Below are 18,954 nucleotides of genomic sequence, written 5' to 3'. Positions count from 1 at the left end.
TCCAAGGGAAGGACATGGACGCGCCCGAAGCGCACCCTGAGTCAGGCGGTCACAATCCGTCGCGGCGCAAAAGGCCTGATGAATTGTGTTGATAAATATATTTGAATTAACTATAAATATACGGACGACACAGTGTCAATATTTTTATAGCCGGGGGAAATAACGATGGTGGGTGCTCATCCCGAGCTGACGGCCAGGCCGGATGCGGTGGCATGCATGGCGGTAGCGGCGCGCGCCGGCGTCGCGTTGACGCTGCCGGAAGCCACGGGCGTAGCCAAGGCGCTGGGTCGTCTGCAACCGGTGGACGCGGACGCGGCCTATAGGGATAGCGCGGCAGGGCCTACCTTGGCTATCCAGACAAACTCGGTTGACGGGCCGGCCGATCAGGCGTCTGGCCGGCAGGCGGCGTTTGCCGCGTTGTTGCGGAAGCTGGCGTGACGCACGCGTCGTCACCTTCCCATCCGGCCGATCGTGGTGCACAGGCGCCCCTGAGCCCCGATGATGCAAGGACCTTGCCAGCGGACATTGCCGGCCTGCGGGAATGGCTTGCCCGTGGCCGCCTGTCGCGCGCCGACGCCCTTGCCGCGCAATGGGCGCAGGCCCGCGCGGCTGATGCCGCATGCCAGTCGGTGGTGCGGTGGCACGAAAGCGGTGCATCGGCCGCGGCGCCCCATGCCGTCGGCACGGACACTGCCACAGCCGGTCCGCTGTCCGGCATTGCGCTTGCCCATAAAGACATCTTTGCGATCGCCGGCCAGCATGCCGGCTGCGGACGCGGCCAGCCGCCGGCCCCCGTGGCCGACCGCGACGCCGACGTGCTGACTCGCCTTGCCCAGGCCGGCGCCGCCAACCTGGCCGCCCTGTCCATGGCCGAACTGGCCTGCGGGTCCACCGGTGAATCGCCCTGGTCGCCCCGTCCGGTCAACGCCCTGTCGATCGACGCCGTGGTGGGCGGATCGTCGGGGGGATCGGCGGCGGCCGTCGCTTCCGGCCTGTGTTACGCCTCGCTGGGCACCGACACGGCCGGCTCCGTCCGCATCCCGGCCGCCACGTGCGGGTTGATCGGTCTGAAGCCCACCTGGGACGCGATCTCGCGCCAGGGCGTGCATCCGCTGGCGCCGTCGCTCGACACGGTCGGAATCCTTGCGCGCACGGTGGCCGACGCCGCGCTGGTGTATGCCTGCGCGGCGCACACCGTGGCACCCGAGCTGACCGCAGCGGCTACTACGCCTTACGGAATTGCCGAGTGGCTGTCCGCACCCCGTCCGCTGCGCATCGCCACGCATCTGCCCCCGGCCCCGCCCGACGACGAGGTCATCAGCACCCTGCAGGCTTTCATTGCCCGGGCAAGCGGCGACCACAGCGTCCATGCGGTCGATCTGCCCCAGCTCGATGCCCTGTCCCGGCTCGCCCACGTGGTCCTGCACTTCGAGGCCGCCGCCGCGCATCGCGCCTTGCTGCAAGACCCGGATGCGCAACTGGGGGCATCGGCCCGTGCGGTGCTGATCCCCGGCGCCGCCCTGCCCGAGGCCTGGTATCACGACGCGCTGGCGCAGCGCGGTCCGCGTCTGCAGGCCTTTGTCGACACCGTGTTTGCCGATGCCGACATCCTGCTGGTGCCCGCCCTGCCCCGCCCCGTCCCGGACTGGGGCACCGTCACCCCCGGTGCTCCGGGTTTCGACGTGCACCAGTTGCTGGCGCTGCACCGCTGGATGCCCTTCGTCAATTACCTGGGGCTGCCCGCCCTTGTTTTCCCGATCGGCCACGATCGCCGCGGCCGCCCTGTCACCGCGCAAGCCGTCGGGCGCCCCCACGCCGAAGCCGTGCTCCTTGCCTTCGCCCATCGGTATGACCGCGGCGCTGCCGGCATGTCCATACCGTTCCCCTCCGCCCGCGCCTCGTCGGCGACTCTTCGATAGATCATCATGCCCAAGATTTCCGCCTCCACAGCCTTGTCCCGATTTCGCGTGCTCGACCTGTCGCGCGTGCGTGCGGGCCCGACCTGCGTCCGCATGCTTGCCGACTTCGGCGCCGACGTGATCCGTGTCGAACCACCGCCGGGCGTGGACCCGAACGAGGCCATGTTCGCGGCCGACCGGCTGGGCGGCGACTTCCAGAACCTGAACCGCAACAAGCGGTCGCTGACGCTGAACCTGAAGAAACCCGAGGCGCTCGAGATCATCAAGCGCCTGGTCAAGGATGCGGACGTGCTGGTCGAAAACTGGCGGCCGGACGTCAAGGCGCGGCTGGGCCTGGACTACGAATCGCTCAAGAAGATCAATCCGCGCATCATCCTGGCCAGCATTTCGGGCTTCGGGCAGGACGGCCCCTACGCCGGCCGGCCGGGATTCGACCAGATCGTCCAGGGCATGGGCGGGCTGATGTCGGTCACGGGTCACCCGGACCAGGGCCCGGTGCGGGCCGGCCTGGCCGTGGCCGATTCCAGTTCCGGCCTGTATGCCGCGCTGGGCATCATGACCGCGCTGCTGGAACGCGAACAATCCGGTGTGGGCCAATGGGTGCACGTCTCGCTGCTGCATGCGCAGATCGCGATGATGGACTTCCAGGTGGCGCGGTATCTGAACGATGGGGACATTCCGGTGCAGGTCGGCAACGACCATCCCACCAGCAGCCCCATGGGCCTGTTCAGCGCGTCCGACGGCTACTTCAACCTGGGCGCCTCGGGTGAAGGCAGCTGGGTGCGATTTGCCAAAGCGGTCGGCAAGGACGACTGGCTCAGCGACCCGGAATTCAAGACCGAGAAGCTGCGCGTCAAACACCGCGAACGGCTGAACCGCGAGATCCAGGAGATCTTTGCCCCCAAGACGGTCGCGCATTGGGTGGACCTGCTCAACGAGGCCAGCGTGCCGGCCGGCCCGGTATATTCGGTGCCGCAACTGTTCGACGACCCCCAGGTGCAGCACTTGCAGGTGGTTGCCGAATCCACCACGCCGCAAGGCCCGACCAAGCAGTACATCACGCAGCCGGTGCACCTGGAACGCACGCCGTCGGCCATTGCCCGTTCGGCGCCGGACTGGGGCGAGCACACCGACGAGATCCTGAAGGAAATCGGGTTCGACGACGACGCGATCCGTTCCATGCGCGCCAGCGGCGCGGTCTGAACATGAAGGAATCCCTATGAGCCAGGTCGACCTGACCCTGACCGACGGCATTGCGCACATCACGCTGTCGAATCCCGCCCGCTACAACGCCATGAGCTTCGGCATGTGGACGGGCCTGGGCGACATCGTCGAATCGCTGGTCGGCCGCGATGACGTACGTGTGCTGGTGCTGCGCGGCGCCGGTGAAAAAGCCTTTGTGTCGGGCGCCGACATTTCCGAATTCGAAACGCAGCGCGGCAGCGCCGATGCGGTCGAGGCCTACAACGCGGCCGTGGCGCGCGCGCAGAATGCACTCACCGATTTTCCGCTGCCCGTCATCGCCAACATTCATGGCGTGTGCATGGGCGGCGGCATCGGTCTGGCCCTGGCGTGCGACCTGCGGTACTGCGCACGCACGTCGCGCTTCCGGATGCCGGCCGCGCGACTGGGCCTGGGCTATGGCTTCGACGGCATCCGGCATACCGTGGACGCCATCGGCGCCGCCCGTACCGCCGAACTGTTCTATACCGCATCCACGTTCGACGGCAGCGAAGCCGAACGGATCGGGCTGGTGCACCGCGCGCACGACGCCGATACGCTGGATGCCGACGTGCATGCCGTGGCCACCGCGATTGCCGGCAACGCCCCGCTGACCCTGCGCGCCGCGAAGCTCGCGATTGCGCATGCCCTGCGCGACCCGGCCGACCGCGATGCCGCAGCAGTGGATGCCGCGGTCGACGCCTGTTTTGCCAGCGCCGACTATATCGAAGGCCGCCGCGCCTTCATGGAAAAACGTCCACCCGCCTTTACCGGCAAGTGAGCGACTCCCCCTCCGGGCGCCCGAACCTCCCCCATTCCTGACAAGGCAGCATTCGATGGCCAATCCCCGCGTTCCCTACCGTTTCTCTGACGACCGCCCGCCGCTCACGGCCCACCCCAAGGGCCGCATCATGGTCCACCTGGTGGTGAATGTGGAGCACTGGCAGTTCGAGAACGCCATGCCCCGCACCATCATCACGCCGCCGCACGGCAAGGAAACCGTGCCCGACGTGCCCAACTTCAGCTGGGTCGACTACGGCATGCGCGCCGGCCTGCCGCGCATCATCCGGGCGATCGCCGACCGCGGCCTGCCGGCTTCGACCAGCTTCAACGCCAGCGTGATCGACGCCTACCCGCGCGCCGCCGCGGCCATGCACGAAGCCGGCTGGGAATTCATCGGCCATGGCCTGCATCAGAAATCGATCAACCATGCCGGGTCCGAAGCCGAGCTGATCGACGCCACGCTGAGCAAGATCGAAGGCTTTACCGGGACGCGCCCGCGCGGCTGGCTGAGCCCGGGCCTGCGCGAAACGGTCGACACACCCGAATTGCTCAAGGCCGCCGGCGTGGACTACGTGTGCGACTGGGTCATCGACGACCTGCCCGACTGGTTGACGACTGCCAAAGGTCCCTTGCTGGGCCTGCCCTACAACCTGGAGGTCAACGACTCGATCATCTACGCGATCGAAAAGCATTCGTCGCCCGAAATGCTGCTGCGCCTGCAGAACACGCTGGCACTGTTCGAACGTGAGTCGACCCGTCGCCCCCGCGTGCTGGCCCTGGGTCTGCACCCGCACCTGATCGGCGTGCCGCATCGTTTCGGTTACCTGGAACAGATGCTGGACCTGTTGCAACAGACACCGGGCGTAGGTTTCTTTACGGGCAGCGAGATCGCTGACTGGTACACCGAACAATCCCCGGCCGACAAGGACTGACATGGATCTGCAACTGAAGGGCAAACGCGTGCTGGTCACCGGCGCATCGCAAGGCATCGGCTACGCGTGCGCCATGGCGTTTGCCCACGAAGGCGCCACGCCCCTCATGGCCGCGCGCGACCTTGCCCAGCTGGAGCTGGCCGCCGCGGCGATCGCTGCCGCCACCGGCATCACGCCGCAGTGCATCCCCGCCGACCTGAGCGAAGACGGCGCGGCCCAGCGCCTGGCCGATGCGGCGGGCGCCATCGACATCCTGGTCAACAATGCGGGCGCCATTCCCGGCGGGTCGCTCGACAAGGTCGACGATGCCCGCTGGCGCGCCGCCTGGGAACTGAAACTGTACGGCTACATCAACCTGGTGCGCGCCTGCCTGCCCGCCATGCAGGCGCGGCGCGACGGCGTCATCGCCAACATCATCGGCATGGCCGGCGCCGAGCCGCGCAACGAATACGTGGCCGGCAGCACCGCCAACGCCGCACTGATGGCGTTCACCAAAGCTGTCGGCGGCGCGTCGCCACGCGACAATGTGCGCGTGTTCGGCATCAACCCCAGCCAGACCCGCACGCAGCGCATCGTGTCCGTGAGCAAGGACCTGGCGGCCACCCGGCTGGGCAACAGCGACCGCTGGGAAGAGCTGACCAAGGGCCTGCCCTTCGGCCGCCTGATGGAGCCGGAAGAAGTCGCGAGCATGGTCGTCTTCTGCTGCTCGCCACGGGCCGCCTACCTGAGCGGATCCGTGATCGACCTGGATGGCGGGCAGGCGAACGCCACGCCGGGATGAGCATAGCGAAGGCCGGCCACACAGCACCTTCGGGATGAGCGCGGCGAAGGCCGGCCACGCAGCACCCTGGCTGAGCAGGTAACAGTCGGCGGGACCTGCCAGCCAAGGCTTGCGCAGGTCCGGCCCGATCGACTATCTTGAATCGTCGACTCAACGACCGCGTAGAAGAGTCCGGCTTCGTGCCGGCGCCGAAGGAGCAACCACCCCGGAATCTCTCAGGCACCCAGGACTGCGCGGGACAGACGATCTGGAGAGAGATGCCCTTGCGGCATCCACCGAAGGGGAACCGGCCCGCAGTCCATCACGCCGGTGAAGCTCTCAGGTAACAGGACAGATGGGGTGATCCGTGGCAACACGGCCATCCACCTATTCGACCTGCGAGTGCCCTCATGTCCCGTATCGCCATCATCGGCGCCGGCATTACCGGCGTCACTTCCGCCTACGCGCTCAGCAAACTTGGCCACGACGTGACCGTCATCGACCGCCACCGCTACGCCGCGATGGAAACGTCATTCGCCAACGGCGGCCAGCTGTCCGCCAGCAATGCCGAAGTCTGGAACCACCGCAGCACCCTCATCAAGGGGCTGAAGTGGATGACCCAGCGCAACGCCCCCCTGCTCTTCAATCCGCTGCCCAGCTGGCACAAGTACACGTGGGTCGCGCAGTTCCTTGGCCACATCCGCGACTACCGCAGCAACACCATCGCCACCACCCGCCTGGCCATCGAATCGCGCAAGCACCTGTACCAGATGGCCGCCGACGAAGGCATCGATTTTGACCTGGAACAGCGCGGCATCCTGCACATCTACCATGACCAGGCGAGCTTCGAAGCAGCCGGTCTGGTGAATCAACTGCTGGCGGAAGGCGGCCTCGAACGGTATGCGGTCACGTCGGCCGAAGCCCGCACCATCGAACCTTCCCTGGGCCGGGACTGCTACGGCGGCTACTTCACGCCGTCGGACGCCACCGGCGACATCCACCGCTTTACCCGGGGCCTGGCCGACGCCTGCGCGCGCCGCGGCGTGCGTTTCGTGATGGATGCCGACGTGCAGGCGATCGACCGGCCCCGCGACGGCGGCTATCGCTTGCGGGTCGCGCGCGGCGCCACGCAAGACGGCATGACGCAAGATGCCGCGTCGGTGCAGCGCGCCGACACGCTCAGCGCCGATGCGTCCACACCGGCCGCCAGCCAACGCGATGGCGCCCGCGATGATCTGATTTCGGCCGATGCCGTCGTCATCTGCGCGGGCGTCGCCAGCCGGCGCTTTGCGGCCATGCTGGGCGACACCGTCAACATCTATCCGGTCAAGGGCTACTCGATCACGCTGGACCTGGACACCGACGAAGGCCGGGCTGCGGCGCCGTGGGTCAGCCTGCTGGATGAATCCGCCAAGATCGTGACCAGCCGCCTGGGCGCCAACCGCCTGCGCGTGGCCGGCACCGCCGAATTCAACGGCGAAAACCGCGACATTCGCGCCGACCGCATTGCGCCCCTGGTGGCATGGACCCGCCGCGAATTCCCCGGCGTGCCGACCCACCACGTGTCGCCGTGGGCCGGCCTGCGCCCGATGATGCCGGATATGATGCCGCGGGTCAGCCCCGGCCGCCTGCCCGGTGTCTTCTACAACACCGGGCACGGCCACCTGGGCTGGACGCTGTCGGCGGCCACGGCGCAGATCCTTGCCGGGCAGGTCGAAGTCGCCAGCCGCGCGCCGAAGATGGCGGGTGCGGTGGGACTGTCCGGGAGCACAGCCAAGGCCTGACGCTGCACCGTTGCGGCGCAGGCGCGCACCAGGGCGTGCAGGAACGGGGGGCGGCGATGGCGATCATCGGTCAGCAATGCCACAAGGAAGGGGATTAGCACGGATATTGCTTGCCATTTGGGTCTACGCTGGCAGTTGCCACAGCGGCTGCTGCCAGCCCCCGAATCAAGGAATGCAATGACCCACGCCGTACCCGCCGTCTCCGCCCGCACCCGCACCGGAACTTCCGCTACCCGCCTGCGCCTGGCCACCCTGGCCTGCGCGCTGCTCGCCGCGGCTGCCAGCAGCTTTGCCGTGGCCGCGTATCCGGACCGCCCCATCACCGTCATCATCTCGTTCCCGCCCGCGGGCGCAACGGACGTGCTGGCGCGCGCGATCGGCCAGCAACTGGGCATCGAACTGAAGCAGACGGTCGTGATCGAAAACCGGCCGGGCGCAGGCGGCGCGATCGGCCTGGGCGCCGCGGCCCGCGCCGCGCGCGATGGCTACACCTTGCATCTGGCTGCCGTCACCAACCAGGCCATCGCCGCCAGCATCTACAAGAACCAGCCCTTCAGCCTGGTGGAAGACTTCGTGCCGATCGCCGGCGTGGGCAACGTGCCGCACGCGGTGGTCGTGCCAACGTCCTTGCCGGTCAAGGATGTGGCCAGCCTGATCGCGCTGCTTAAGGCCGCCCCGGGCAAGTACAACTTTGCGTCGCAGGGCACGGGCACGCTGTCGCATCTGGAGTCCGAACTCTTCGCGCTCAAGACCGGCGTGTCGATGACGCACATTCCATACAAGGGCAGCGTGCAGGCGCTGCCGGAACTGGCGAACGGATCGTCGTCCATGATGTTCGACAGCATCCCGGGCTCGATGCCGCTGGTGCAGGCCGGCAAGCTCAAGTTCCTGGCCGTGGCGTCCACCACGCGCGTCAGCCTGTTGCCCGATGTGCCGACCATGGCCGAAGCAGGTGTGAAGGGCGTCGAGGCCAACAACCTGTTCGGCTTTACCGCGCCCAAGGGGACGCCAAAGGAAGCGCTCGACACCATCGAAAACGCGCTTAAAAAGGTGCTGGCCTCGCCCGACCTGAAGAAGTCCCTGGCCGCCCAGGGCGCCGAGCTCATCTACACCCCGGCCGAGCCCTTTGGCCAGATGATTCGCCAGGAACACAAGACGTGGGCCGACGTGGTGTCCGCCGCGAAGGTAACCGTGGAGTAAGACGGGTCGATTTCCCCGGGGGAGTTGACCTATCATGACGCGTTGCGCCGGCCATCAAAGGCCTGTTGGCGCGTTCTCTCGATGGCCCGACACCATGTCTTCTTCCCCCGATCTGCTGTCCTATCCCTATACCTCCCAACGCATGCCCGTGCTGGCCGACAACGTCGTCAGCACGTCGCAGCCGCTTGCCTCGGCCGCGGGCCTGCAGATGTTCCATCGCGGTGGCAACGCCGTCGATGCCGCCTTGGCCACGGCGATCGCGCTGACGGTGGTCGAACCCTGCATGAATGGCATTGGCGGCGACGCCTTTGCCATCATCTGGGACGGCAAGGAACTGCACGGCCTGAATGCCAGCGGCCGCGCGTCGCGCCACTGGACCAGCGAACGCTTTGCCGGACTGGACAGCATGGCCCCGCGCGGCTGGGGCAGCGTGACAGTCCCCGGCACGGTGTCGGCCTGGAAGGCCGTGTCCGACAAGTTCGGCACGATGCCCTTCGAGACCCTGTTCGAGCCGGCGCTGCGTTACGCGCGCGATGGCTTCATCGTGTCGCCGACCGTGCATCGCCAGTGGCAAGCGCAGGTGGCCGACATGTCGGTGCAGCCCGGCTACAAGGAAGCCTTTGCGCCCGAGGGCCGCGCGCCCTTGCCCGGCGAACGTTTCGTCTGTCCGGGCCAGGCCGATACGCTGGAAAAGATTGCGCAGACGGGCGGCGAAGCCTTCTATCGCGGCGACCTGGCCAAGGCCATTGCCGACCACGCCCGCAACACCGGCGGCCTGATCGATGAGCAGGACCTGGCCGCCCACAAACTGGATTGGGTCACGCCGGTGCGCATGGCCTACCGCGATATCGAACTGGTCGAGATCGGCCCCAGTGGCCAGGGCATCGGCGCACTGATGGCGCTGGGCATGCTCGACAGCCTGGATCTGTCCGGCGTGCCGGTCGACTCGGCCCAGATGCTGCACCTGCAGATCGAGGCGATGAAGCTGGCGTTTGCCGACATGTATGCCTATGTGGCCGATCCCGACCACATGCTGACGGTCACCAAGGAACATCTGCTCGACCGCGACTACCTGGCGCGCCGCGCCCAGGCCATCGACTGGAATGAAGCGCGCTATCCGGGCCCCGGCACGCCGCATCAGGGCGGCACGGTCTACATGACCGCGGCCGACAGCAAGGGCATGATGGTCTCGTTCATCCAGTCCAACTTCAAGGGCTTCGGGTCGGGCGTGGTCGTGCCGAATACCGGCATCGCGCTGCACAACCGCGGTTGGGGCTTCAGCACGCAGGCGGGTCACCCCAACCAGGTCGCGCCCAACAAACGGCCCTTCCACACGATCATCCCCGGCTTCCTGATGCGCAATGGTCAGCCGCTGATGAGCTTCGGGCTGATGGGGGGATCCATGCAGGCGCAGGGCCACGTGCAGGTCGCGTGCCGCATTGCCGACTTCGGTCAGAACCCGCAAACGGCAAGCGATGCGCCGCGCTGGCGCGTCAAGGACGACAATCGCGGCGTGGCGGTCGAGTGGAACATGCCCGAGGCGACGGTGGCCGGGCTGCGCGAACGGGGTCACGATATTACTGTCGCGCCGCGTTTCGATACGGAATTCGGCTGCGCGCAAATGGCCATGCGGCTGGATGGCGGCGGGTATGTGGCCGCGTCGGATCACCGCAAGGACGGGGTCGCGCTCGGGTATTGATCGGCGCGTCGGCAGCGCGCGGGGGTCTCGCGTCCCGGGCGGCCGCGCTGGGGTTATTGAGCCCCTTCAGCCGTGCAGCGGCAGCGCGGTTTTGTAGCGCACCTGCTTCAGTGCAAAGCTGGAGCGGATCTTCTCGATCTCGGCGATCGGCGACAGGTGTTCAAGAATGAAGCTTTCCAGCGCCGGCATGTCCGGCACGGCGACGCGGATCAGGTAGTCCGCGTCGCCGGTCATCAGGTAGCACTCCATCACTTCTTCGCGGGCGCCCACGGCATCTTCAAAGGCCTGCAGCGCCTGCCGGCTTTGCTGCTTCAGGCTGATAGAAATGAACACGTTCAAATGCAGACCCAGTTGTTTCGGGTCGAGCAGCGCCACGTATTGACGGATCAGGCCCGCCGCTTCAAGTGCGCGCACGCGGGCCAGGCAGGGTGACGGCGACAGGTGCACCCGGCGGGCCAGTTCCACGTTCGACAGGCTGGAATCCGCCTGCAAGGCATCCAGAATGCGGCGATCGGTGTCATCCAGGTTCATCGTGCTGCTCCAGGGTGGAATCACGGCACATTGTGCTGACGATCGACCCGATATGCCACCTTTTCAGCGCCCTATGCGGGTCACGCAGGCATAGACTTTTCGGCTGGATCGACGCCCCCCGGAGACCGCTGTGAAAGACGACGCGCGCCACCACCCTTTGCTTGCCAACCTGACGCTGGACGGCGCGGCCGACCCGGATCCCCAAGAAACCGCCGAATGGCGCGACGCGCTGGCGTCCTTGCTGCGGGAAGCCGGCCCCGAACGTGCCCGGCAGATCCTGGATCGCCTGGCCGCCGACTGTCGGGCAGCCGGTGCGCCGTGGACCGGTCCGCGCGGCACGCCCTACGTCAACACCATCGCACCCGAGCATGAGCCGGCCTTTCCGGGCGACCTGGCGATCGAAGAAAAGCTGGCCTCGACCATGCGCTGGAATGCGCTGGCGATGGTGGTGCGCGCCAACCAGGCCTATGGCGACCTGGGCGGCCATATCGCCAGTTATGCCAGCGCGGCGGATCTGTTCGAGGTGGGCTTCAATCACTTCTTCAAGGCGGGCGCACCTGCACAAGCCGACCTGGTGTTCTTCCAGCCCCACTCGGCCCCGGGTGTCTATGCGCGGGCCTTCCTGGAAGGCCGGCTGGAAGAGCGGGACCTGGCCATGTACCGGCAGGAAATCACGGCACGCAAGAACGGGGCAAGAGGCCTTTCGAGTTATCCGCATCCCTGGTTGATGCCGGACTTCTGGCAGTTCCCGACCGGGTCGATGGGCATCGGACCGATCAGTTCGATCTACCACGCGCGCTTCATGCGCTACCTGGAACATCGGGGCCTGCTCGATACGGCCGGCCGCACCGTGTGGGGCGTATTCGGCGACGGCGAAATGGACGAACCTGAAAGCATGTCGGCCCTGACCCTGGCCGCGCGCGAAGGCCTCGACAACCTGACCTGGGTCGTCAACTGCAATTTGCAGCGGCTGGACGGACCGGTGCGCGGCAACGGCCGCATCATCGACGAACTGGAAACCTTGTTTGGCGGCGCGGGCTGGAACGTGATCAAGCTGGTGTGGGGCGCCGACTGGGATCCACTGTTTGCGCAGGACGTGACCGGAGCACTGGCCCAGGCCTTTGCCAACACGGTGGACGGGCAGTTGCAGACCTTTGCGGCCAAGGATGGCGCCTTCAACCGCGAGCACTTCTTTGGCCAATCGCCCGCCTTGCAGGCGCTGGCCGCCGGCCTGACCGACGCGCAGATCGACCGCCTGAAGCGCGGCGGCCACGACCTCGTCAAGATCCATGCGGCCTACGATGCAGCACAACGGCATCGGGGCGTGCCCACCGTGATCCTGGCCCAGACCAAGAAGGGCTACGGCATGGGCGATGCCGGCCAGGGCCGCATGACGACGCACCAGCAGAAGAAGCTGGACCGGGACGCCTTGCTGGCGTTTCGTGACCGCTTCGACCTGCCCTTGTCGAACGAAGCCACGGAATCGCTGGCCTTCTACAAGCCGGCGGCCGACAGCCCGGAAATGTTGTACCTGCACGCGCGCCGTGCGGCCCTGGGCGGCAGCCTGCCGGCCCGGGCGGTGGGGGCGCCAGTCATGACGGTCCCTGCAATCGGCAGTTTCGCCACCTTTGCGCTGCAGGCCGAAGGCAAGGAGATGTCGACCACCATGGCCTTCGTGCGCATGCTGACGCAGTTGTTGAAAGACGCGCAGCTTGGTCCGCGCATCGTGCCCATCGTGGCGGACGAAGCCCGCACCTTTGGCATGGCGAACCTGTTCAAGCAGATCGGCATCTACTCGCGTTCAGGGCAGCAATACGAACCCGAAGACATCGGGTCGGTGCTGAGCTATCGCGAAGCGCGCGACGGCCAGATCCTGGAAGAAGGCATCAGCGAAGCTGGCGCCATCAGTTCCTGGGTCGCGGCCGCCACCAGCTACAGCGTGCATGGCTTGGCCATGCTGCCCTTCTACATCTACTACTCCATGTTCGGCTTCCAGCGCATCGGCGACCTGATCTGGGCCGCGGCCGACCAGCGCGCGCGGGGCTTCCTGCTGGGTGCCACAGCCGGCCGGACCACGCTGGGCGGTGAAGGGCTGCAGCACCAGGACGGCAGCAGCCATCTGGTGGCGGCGACAGTGCCCAACTGCCGCGCCTACGACCCGGCGACCGCGGGCGAACTGGCCGTGATCCTGGACCACGGCATGCGGCAGATGCTGGAGGAACAGGTTGACGTCTTCTACTACCTGACCCTGATGAACGAAAACCTGCCGCAGCCTTCCCTGCCCGACGGTGTCGAGGTGGGCGTGATCAAGGGCATGTATCGGGTGCGGGCTGGGGGTGGTGCCAGTGCCGGTGCCGGTGCGGGTGCCGGCACTGGCAGCGCCGCCGTGCGCCTGCTCGGCTCAGGCGCCATCCTGGCCGAGGTGCTCGCCGCGGCCGACCTGCTGGCGAAGGACTGGGGCATCGACAGCGAGGTGTGGAGCGTGACGAGCTACAGCGAACTCTCGCGTGACGCGGCCGAGGTCGCGCGCCACGCCCGCCTGCACCCGCAGCAGCCGGCCGGCCGAAGCCATGTCGCCGCGTGCCTTGAAGGGGATGCGCCCGTCATTGCCGCCACCGACTATGTGCGTGCCGTCCCGCAGATGGTTGCGAATGACATCGATGCGCCCATGACGATTCTTGGCACCGATGGCTTTGGCCGCAGCGACAGCCGCGCGGCCTTGCGCCGGTTCTTCGAGGTGGACCGGCACCATGTCGTGCTGGCCGCATTGAATGCCTTGCGCCGCAAGGGCGTCGTGTCGGCGCAGGTGTGCGCCCAGGCGATCGTTGCGTATGGCATCGATACGGATGCGCCGTCACCATGGACGTGTTGATTCGAACTGCCGCCGCAGATACGGCGCCGTCTTGCTGTCCCTGGCCTGACACACTTCCTGCGGCGTGCCTGCCGCCACGATGCGTCCGCCGCCCTCGCCCGCGGCCGGGCCGACATCGATCACCCAGTCGGCATCGGCCACCACCCGCATTTCATGCTCGACCACAATCACGGTGTTGCCTGCATCGACCAGGCCGTTCAACTGGGCCATCAGCTTGTCTACGTCCGACGGATGCAGCCCGGTGGTCGGCTCGTCCAGCACATACAGGGCATCGCCGCGCTGTGCGCGCTGCAGTTCGGTGGCCAGCTTGATACGCTGCGCCTCCCCACCCGATAGTTCGGTCGCGGGCTGCCCCAAGCGCAGGTAGCCCAGGCCGATATCCCGCAGCAGCGTCAACGGGCGCGCCACGACGGTCTCGTCCGCAAAAAATTCGACAGCCTCTTCCACCGTCATGCCCAGCACGTCGGCAATCGTCTTGTCATGCCAGGTAATGGCAAGTGTGTCGGCGTTGTAGCGCGCGCCATGGCAGGTCGGGCAAGGCGCGTACACACTCGGCATGAACAGCAGTTCGACACTGACAAAGCCTTCACCCTCGCACGTTTCGCAACGGCCCTTGGCCACGTTGAACGAAAAGCGGCCGGCATCGAACTTCTTCTTGCGCGCGGCGGGGGTGGCGGCGAACAGCTTGCGCACCGGGTCGAACAGGCCGGTGTAGGTCGCGAGGTTGGAGCGCGGCGTGCGGCCGATCGGCTTCTGGTCCACGCGCACCAACCGTTTGATGTGTTCGATGCCGGCGTGGATGTGACCGCCGCTGCGCGCGATCACCTGCGGCTCTCCGTCGTCGGATTCATCCTCTTGCGCCGGAGCGTCATCGCCAAAGTGGTCCTGCACCAGGTCCACCAAGGCCTGGCTGACCAGGCTGGACTTGCCCGATCCCGACACGCCCGTCACTGCCGTCAGCACCCCCAGCGGGAACGCCGCATCCAGCCCATTCAGGTTGTTGCGCGTCACCCCGCGCAGTTCCAGCCAGGCCGTCGGCGTGCGCGGTGTGCGCCGCACGGGCGCCGCATCTGCAAACAAGTATCTGGCCGTGGTGGACTCTGCCACCTTGCGCAAGCCTTCTGGCGGGCCGCTGTACAGCACGTGCCCGCCGCGTTCGCCCGCCTCCGGTCCCACATCCACCAGCCAGTCCGCGCGCCGCATCATGTCCAGGTCATGCTCGACCACGAACAGGGAATTGCCCGCCGCCTTCAGTTGAGCCAGCGACTGGATCAGGGCTTCGCCGTCTGCGGGATGCAGCCCCGCCGAGGGCTCGTCCAGCACATACACCACCCCGAACAGGTTCGAACGGATCTGTGTGGCCAGCCGCAGCCGCTGCAACTCCCCCGGCGACAGGGTCGGGGTGCTGCGTTCCAATGACAGATACCCCAGGCCCAGGGACTGCAAGGTGGCGACCCGTGACACCAGGTCTTGCGTGATGCGCTGCGCGGCCAGGCGTTTTTCCTCGGACAGGTTGGGCGTGCGCCGCACATCGGGCGCGGCCTGATGCGCCGACCCGCCGGCGGCTACCCGCCGCGCGGTGTCGGCCTTGGCGGTGGCACGGTCCAGCACGGCGCCGTCCAGCGCGTTGGCCTTGCTGGCGCCGGTCGCTTTGCCCGCGGCCGCATCCCGGCCAGCGCCTTTGTTGGCGCCTTTGCCGGTGCCATGGCTCGAAGCGCCCTCATCGTCAAACCGCCCTTGCGCAAACGGCGCCAGCACATCCGCCAGCCGGTCCATGGACAAGGCCGACAGGTCCCCGATATCCAGCCCCGCGAACGTCACCGACAAAGCCTCGCGCTTCAGGCGCTTGCCATCACACACCGGGCACAGGCTGCCCACCATGTAGCGCGACACGCGCTTCTTCATCAATGCGCTTTGCGTCGTGGCGAACGTCTGCAGCACGTACTTGCGCACCCCGGTAAAGGTGCCCTGGTAGCTGGGCTCCATCTTGCGGCGCAGCGCCGCCTTGGTCTCGGCCGGGCTGAACCCGGCATACACCGGCACGGTCGGCTGCTCATCCGTGAACAGGATCCAGTCGCGGTCCTTGCGCGGAAGGTCGCGCCACGGTGTGTCCACGTCGTAGCCCAGCGTCACCAGAATGTCGCGCAGGTTCTGCCCATGCCATGCCGGCGGCCACGCCGCAATCGCGCGTTCGCGGATCGTCAGACTGTCGTCGGGCACCATCGATGCCTCGGTCACCTCATACACGCGGCCCAGGCCGTGGCAGTTGGGGCAGGCGCCTTGCGCGGTGTTGGGCGAAAAATCTTCCGCATACAGCATCGGCTGTTTCGCGGGATAGGTGCCGGCGCGCGAGTACAGCATGCGCACCAGACTGGACAGGGTCGTGACGCTGCCCACCGACGATCGCACACTGGGCGTGCCGCGCTGCTGCTGCAGGGCGACGGCGGGCGGCAAGCCATCGATGGTGTCCACATCGGGCACGCCCACCTGGTCGATCAGCCGCCGCGCATAGGGCGCGACCGACTCGAAGTAGCGGCGCTGCGCTTCGGCGTACAGGGTGCCAAAGGCCAGGGACGATTTACCGGACCCGGACACGCCCGAAAACACGACCAGCGCATCGCGCGGAATGTCGACATCGACGTCGCGCAGGTTGTGTTCACGCGCGCCGCGCACACGCACGAAACGATGCGTGTCGGCCGGGTCGATGGGCAGGCGGTCCGCGGGTGCAGCGTGTTCAGTCGTTGCGGAAAGGGGCGACGCCCTGGATCGGGTGCGGGACCCGGGCCTGTCTGGCAGCGTGTCTTGCAGCGTCTTGCCGGGCGTCGTTCGGGTGTTGGTGCGTGTCTTGGATTCGGGCATACGTCAGTGAATCAGTTGCCGCGCCCGCGCACAACGGCGCTTTGCAACAGATTGATGAGCCACGGCCCCCCGCATTACACCCTGTGACTACCCGGCCGATGCAGCCGCCGGCAGCGCCGCCGCCAGCGCGTCGCGAAAGTCCGACGCGGTCTCGGTTTCCTTGATCCCTCGACGGCTGACCAGGTACAGACTCAGCTCGACGGCCGGGTCCACCAGCAGATCGGTGGTCACTCGGTGCCGATGGCAAGCGGCCAGCGCAAAGGACGGGATCACGGCCGTGCCCATGCCCGCTTCCACCATGGCGATCAGCGTGTTGAAGAAGTTGAAGGTGGGCCGCTCTTCATCGCCCCGGCCGATGGCCGCCAGATGCGTTTCGACCAGCTTCTGGATCGGGTTGCTCGCGGGCAGGCTGATCAACGGTTCCCCGTGCAGACTGGCCCACGGCGCCGCCCCGGTCGAAAAGTCCTGCGGGCCGCTGGCCGCGGCCACGCGCATCAGCCGAAATGTACCCACCGGCGTGCGCACGATGCCCGGCATCTGCTTGAAGAAAAAGCCCAGCCCCAGATCGACGTCGCCCGCGCTCACCATGGCCTGGATCTGGTTCAGGTCCGCATCGGTCAGGCGCAATTCGACATGCGGATGGCTGCGGCGAAACTGCGCGAACAGCCCCGGCAGGATGTTGGACGAGACCAGCGGTGTGGCCGCAATCCGCAAGGTCTGCCGGGCCTTGCGGCCGCTTTCGCCCAGGTGCGCCACCACGCCATCGATATCTGCGATCACCCGCTGCGCCACCGGCAACAGGTCCCGCCCCGCATCGGTCAGCACCACCATGCGGGTCGTGCGGTCGAACAGCCGGCAGTCCAGCTGTTTTTCCATCTCGCGCATCATGATGCTGAGCCCCGCCTGGGTCATGTGCGCCTGCTCGGCCGCACGCGTGAAGTTGCCGATGCGGGCCACGTGGACGAAGACGCGCAACTGGCGCAGGGAAAGGTTCATGGAACACTCAACATTCGGCCATCATAAGGAATCGTTATTTATCCATATGATATCTAAATTTCCCTAATGTCCCGATCCGGTTCCTAATAGCGCCATCGTTCACCTTCATTGCGAGCCCCTTTCATGTCCCAAGACGTCGACGTCCTCATCATCGGTTCCGGCATCGGTGGCCTGACCCTGGCCCTGAGCCTGCATCAGGCCGGCATTTCCTGCCGCATCTACGAGGCCGTGCCTGAACTCAAGCCACTGGGCGTCGGCATCAACGTGCTGCCCCATGCGGCCCGCGAGCTGGCCGAGCTGGGCCTGCTGCCTGAACTCGACAAGGTCGGCGTGCGGACCGCCGAATCGGCCTTCTTTACCGAGCACGGCCAGTTCGTCTACAGCGAACCGTCGGGCACCGCCGCCGGCTATGACTGGCCGCAATACTCGATCCATCGTGGTGACCTGCAAACCGTGCTGCTCAACGCCGTGCTGGAACGCCTGGGCGCCGACAGCGTGGTCTGCGGCTACAAGTGCACCGGCGTGACGCAGGATGGCGAACGCGCCACGGCGCACTTCGTATCGCCCGAAGGCGACGCCCTGCCCTCCGTCAGCGCCAAGGTCGTGGTCGGCAGCGACGGCGTCCACTCGGCCCTGCGCAAGCAGCTGTACCCCAATGAAGGCGCGCCGCGGTATTCGGGCGTCAACATGTGGCGGGGCACGGCCAAGCTCAAGCCCTTCCTGAGCGGCGCCAGCATGACGCGTATCGGCTGGCTCGAAATCGGCAAGATGGTGATCTACCCCATTCGCAACGATATTGATGAAGATGGCAACCAGTTGATCAACTGGGTGGCCGAAATCAACGACGAGACGCCTGCGATTCGCGACTGGAGCCGCCCCGGCCGCCTCGAAGATTTCCTGCCTGCGTTTGAAAACTGGAAGTTCGACTGGCTCGACGTGCCCGCCATGATCAAGTCATCGGACTCCATCCTGGAATATCCGATGGTTGACCAGGATCCCCTGCCCACCTGGACAGAAGGCCGCATGACGCTGCTCGGCGACGCCGCCCACCCCATGGTGCCGCGCGGATCCAACGGCGCCGGACAGTCCATCATTGACGCCCGTTACCTTGCCGGACGCCTGAAAGAACTGGGCGTCGGCCCCGAAGCCCTGAAGGCGTATGACGACGTGCGCGTGAAGCAGACCACCCAGGTGGTGCTGACCAACCGCGTCAACCCGCCCGACACCGTGCTGCGCGTCGTGTTTGACCGCACGGGAGGCAAGCGGGTCGAGAACCTCGACGAAGTCGTCACGCAGGAAGAGCTGCAGGAAATCACGAGCAACTACAAGAAGATCGCCGGCTACGCGCCCGAAGAACTGCGCGCGCGACCGTCTTTCCTGTAATGGCGCGCAATGGAG

The 18,954-nt window shown here is 66.7% G+C and carries 14 protein-coding genes and 2 riboswitches; of the genes, 11 read left to right on the top strand and 3 right to left on the bottom strand.

Annotated elements, in window-relative coordinates; genetic code table 11:
• Positions 1 to 165: 165 nt before the first annotated feature.
• From IE116_RS21285 to ggt, 9 genes are all read left to right on the top strand, one after another.
• Positions 166 to 438, top strand: coding sequence for a hypothetical protein (locus IE116_RS21285; RefSeq protein WP_189615236.1), 273 nt, complete (start codon positions 166 to 168; stop codon positions 436 to 438).
• Positions 435 to 1,919 (top strand): amidase, encoded by a 1,485-nt coding sequence (locus IE116_RS21280; protein WP_229828675.1) that lies wholly within the window; start codon positions 435 to 437, stop codon positions 1,917 to 1,919. Before IE116_RS21285 ends, IE116_RS21280 begins: the two co-directional genes overlap by 4 nt.
• 6 nt (positions 1,920 to 1,925) lie before the next feature.
• The gene (locus IE116_RS21275; RefSeq protein WP_189615235.1) at positions 1,926 to 3,122 is read left to right on the top strand and encodes a CaiB/BaiF CoA transferase family protein; all 1,197 of its coding nucleotides are present in this window, start codon (positions 1,926 to 1,928) and stop codon (positions 3,120 to 3,122) included.
• A gap of 16 nt (positions 3,123 to 3,138) precedes the next feature.
• The gene (locus tag IE116_RS21270) at positions 3,139 to 3,921 is read left to right on the top strand and encodes an enoyl-CoA hydratase (RefSeq protein WP_189615234.1); all 783 of its coding nucleotides are present in this window, start codon (positions 3,139 to 3,141) and stop codon (positions 3,919 to 3,921) included.
• Between the two features lie 55 nt (positions 3,922 to 3,976).
• Positions 3,977 to 4,855, top strand: a complete 879-nt coding sequence (locus IE116_RS21265; RefSeq protein WP_189615233.1) for a polysaccharide deacetylase family protein — start codon at positions 3,977 to 3,979, stop codon at positions 4,853 to 4,855.
• A 1-nt stretch (position 4,856) separates the two neighbouring features.
• Positions 4,857 to 5,636: a short-chain dehydrogenase/reductase gene (locus IE116_RS21260; protein ID WP_189615232.1), complete on the top strand. Its 780-nt coding sequence runs from the start codon at positions 4,857 to 4,859 to the stop codon at positions 5,634 to 5,636.
• Between the two features lie 152 nt (positions 5,637 to 5,788).
• Positions 5,789 to 5,878: riboswitch (glycine riboswitch) on the top strand.
• A gap of 3 nt (positions 5,879 to 5,881) precedes the next feature.
• Positions 5,882 to 5,972: riboswitch (glycine riboswitch) on the top strand.
• A 53-nt stretch (positions 5,973 to 6,025) separates the two neighbouring features.
• Positions 6,026 to 7,399, top strand: coding sequence for a D-amino acid dehydrogenase (locus IE116_RS21255; protein WP_189615231.1), 1,374 nt, complete (start codon positions 6,026 to 6,028; stop codon positions 7,397 to 7,399).
• A gap of 177 nt (positions 7,400 to 7,576) precedes the next feature.
• Positions 7,577 to 8,599, top strand: coding sequence for a Bug family tripartite tricarboxylate transporter substrate binding protein (locus IE116_RS21250; protein WP_189615230.1), 1,023 nt, complete (start codon positions 7,577 to 7,579; stop codon positions 8,597 to 8,599).
• Positions 8,600 to 8,693: 94 nt separating this feature from the next.
• Positions 8,694 to 10,298, top strand: coding sequence for a gamma-glutamyltransferase (gene ggt, locus IE116_RS21245; protein WP_229828673.1), 1,605 nt, complete (start codon positions 8,694 to 8,696; stop codon positions 10,296 to 10,298).
• A 66-nt stretch (positions 10,299 to 10,364) separates the two neighbouring features.
• Here the strand turns inward: ggt and IE116_RS21240 are convergent, their stop codons facing one another.
• Positions 10,365 to 10,829 carry an Lrp/AsnC family transcriptional regulator gene (locus IE116_RS21240; RefSeq protein ID WP_189615229.1) on the bottom strand — a complete coding sequence of 155 codons (465 nt, stop codon included), beginning with the start codon at positions 10,827 to 10,829 and terminating at the stop codon, positions 10,365 to 10,367.
• A gap of 130 nt (positions 10,830 to 10,959) precedes the next feature.
• Here IE116_RS21240 and mdeB point away from each other — a divergent pair, with 130 nt between their 5' ends.
• The gene (gene mdeB, locus IE116_RS21235; protein ID WP_229828671.1) at positions 10,960 to 13,701 is read left to right on the top strand and encodes an alpha-ketoglutarate dehydrogenase; all 2,742 of its coding nucleotides are present in this window, start codon (positions 10,960 to 10,962) and stop codon (positions 13,699 to 13,701) included.
• Here mdeB and IE116_RS21230 read toward each other — a convergent pair.
• A complete protein-coding gene (locus IE116_RS21230) occupies positions 13,684 to 16,560 on the bottom strand; it encodes an excinuclease ABC subunit UvrA (RefSeq protein WP_189615228.1) in 2,877 nt (958 codons plus the stop codon). The two genes, mdeB and IE116_RS21230, sit on opposite strands and share 18 nt — an antisense overlap.
• Before the next feature lie 87 nt (positions 16,561 to 16,647).
• Positions 16,648 to 17,556 carry a LysR family transcriptional regulator gene (locus tag IE116_RS21225; protein ID WP_189615227.1) on the bottom strand — a complete coding sequence of 303 codons (909 nt, stop codon included), beginning with the start codon at positions 17,554 to 17,556 and terminating at the stop codon, positions 16,648 to 16,650.
• A 123-nt stretch (positions 17,557 to 17,679) separates the two neighbouring features.
• On the opposite strand from IE116_RS21225, the gene IE116_RS21220 reads away from it, so the two are divergent.
• Complete coding sequence (locus tag IE116_RS21220) at positions 17,680 to 18,939, top strand: flavin-dependent oxidoreductase (protein ID WP_189615226.1); 1,260 nt, start codon at positions 17,680 to 17,682, stop codon at positions 18,937 to 18,939.
• Positions 18,940 to 18,954: the final 15 nt, after the last annotated feature.

Source organism: Pigmentiphaga litoralis, assembly GCF_014651835.1.
Classification (GTDB): domain Bacteria; phylum Pseudomonadota; class Gammaproteobacteria; order Burkholderiales; family Burkholderiaceae_B; genus Pigmentiphaga; species Pigmentiphaga litoralis.
The sequence above is the reverse complement of the archived record's forward strand: the minus strand, read 5'-3'. Positions and strand labels throughout refer to the sequence as shown.

Excerpts from the sequence above, each read along its gene's own strand:
- IE116_RS21260 (WP_189615232.1), top strand. The coding sequence starts at position 4,857 with ATGGATCTGCAACTGAAGGGCAAACGCGTGCTGGTCACCGGCGCATCG.
- IE116_RS21225 (WP_189615227.1), bottom strand. The coding sequence starts at position 17,556 with ATGAACCTTTCCCTGCGCCAGTTGCGCGTCTTCGTCCACGTGGCCCGC.
- IE116_RS21250 (WP_189615230.1), top strand. The coding sequence starts at position 7,577 with ATGACCCACGCCGTACCCGCCGTCTCCGCCCGCACCCGCACCGGAACT.
- IE116_RS21285 (WP_189615236.1), top strand. The coding sequence starts at position 166 with ATGGTGGGTGCTCATCCCGAGCTGACGGCCAGGCCGGATGCGGTGGCA.
- IE116_RS21220 (WP_189615226.1), top strand. The coding sequence starts at position 17,680 with ATGTCCCAAGACGTCGACGTCCTCATCATCGGTTCCGGCATCGGTGGC.
- IE116_RS21265 (WP_189615233.1), top strand. The coding sequence starts at position 3,977 with ATGGCCAATCCCCGCGTTCCCTACCGTTTCTCTGACGACCGCCCGCCG.
- IE116_RS21275 (WP_189615235.1), top strand. The coding sequence starts at position 1,926 with ATGCCCAAGATTTCCGCCTCCACAGCCTTGTCCCGATTTCGCGTGCTC.
- IE116_RS21270 (WP_189615234.1), top strand. The coding sequence starts at position 3,139 with ATGAGCCAGGTCGACCTGACCCTGACCGACGGCATTGCGCACATCACG.
- IE116_RS21230 (WP_189615228.1), bottom strand. The coding sequence starts at position 16,560 with ATGCCCGAATCCAAGACACGCACCAACACCCGAACGACGCCCGGCAAG.
- IE116_RS21240 (WP_189615229.1), bottom strand. The coding sequence starts at position 10,829 with ATGAACCTGGATGACACCGATCGCCGCATTCTGGATGCCTTGCAGGCG.
- IE116_RS21255 (WP_189615231.1), top strand. The coding sequence starts at position 6,026 with ATGTCCCGTATCGCCATCATCGGCGCCGGCATTACCGGCGTCACTTCC.
- ggt (WP_229828673.1), top strand. The coding sequence starts at position 8,694 with ATGTCTTCTTCCCCCGATCTGCTGTCCTATCCCTATACCTCCCAACGC.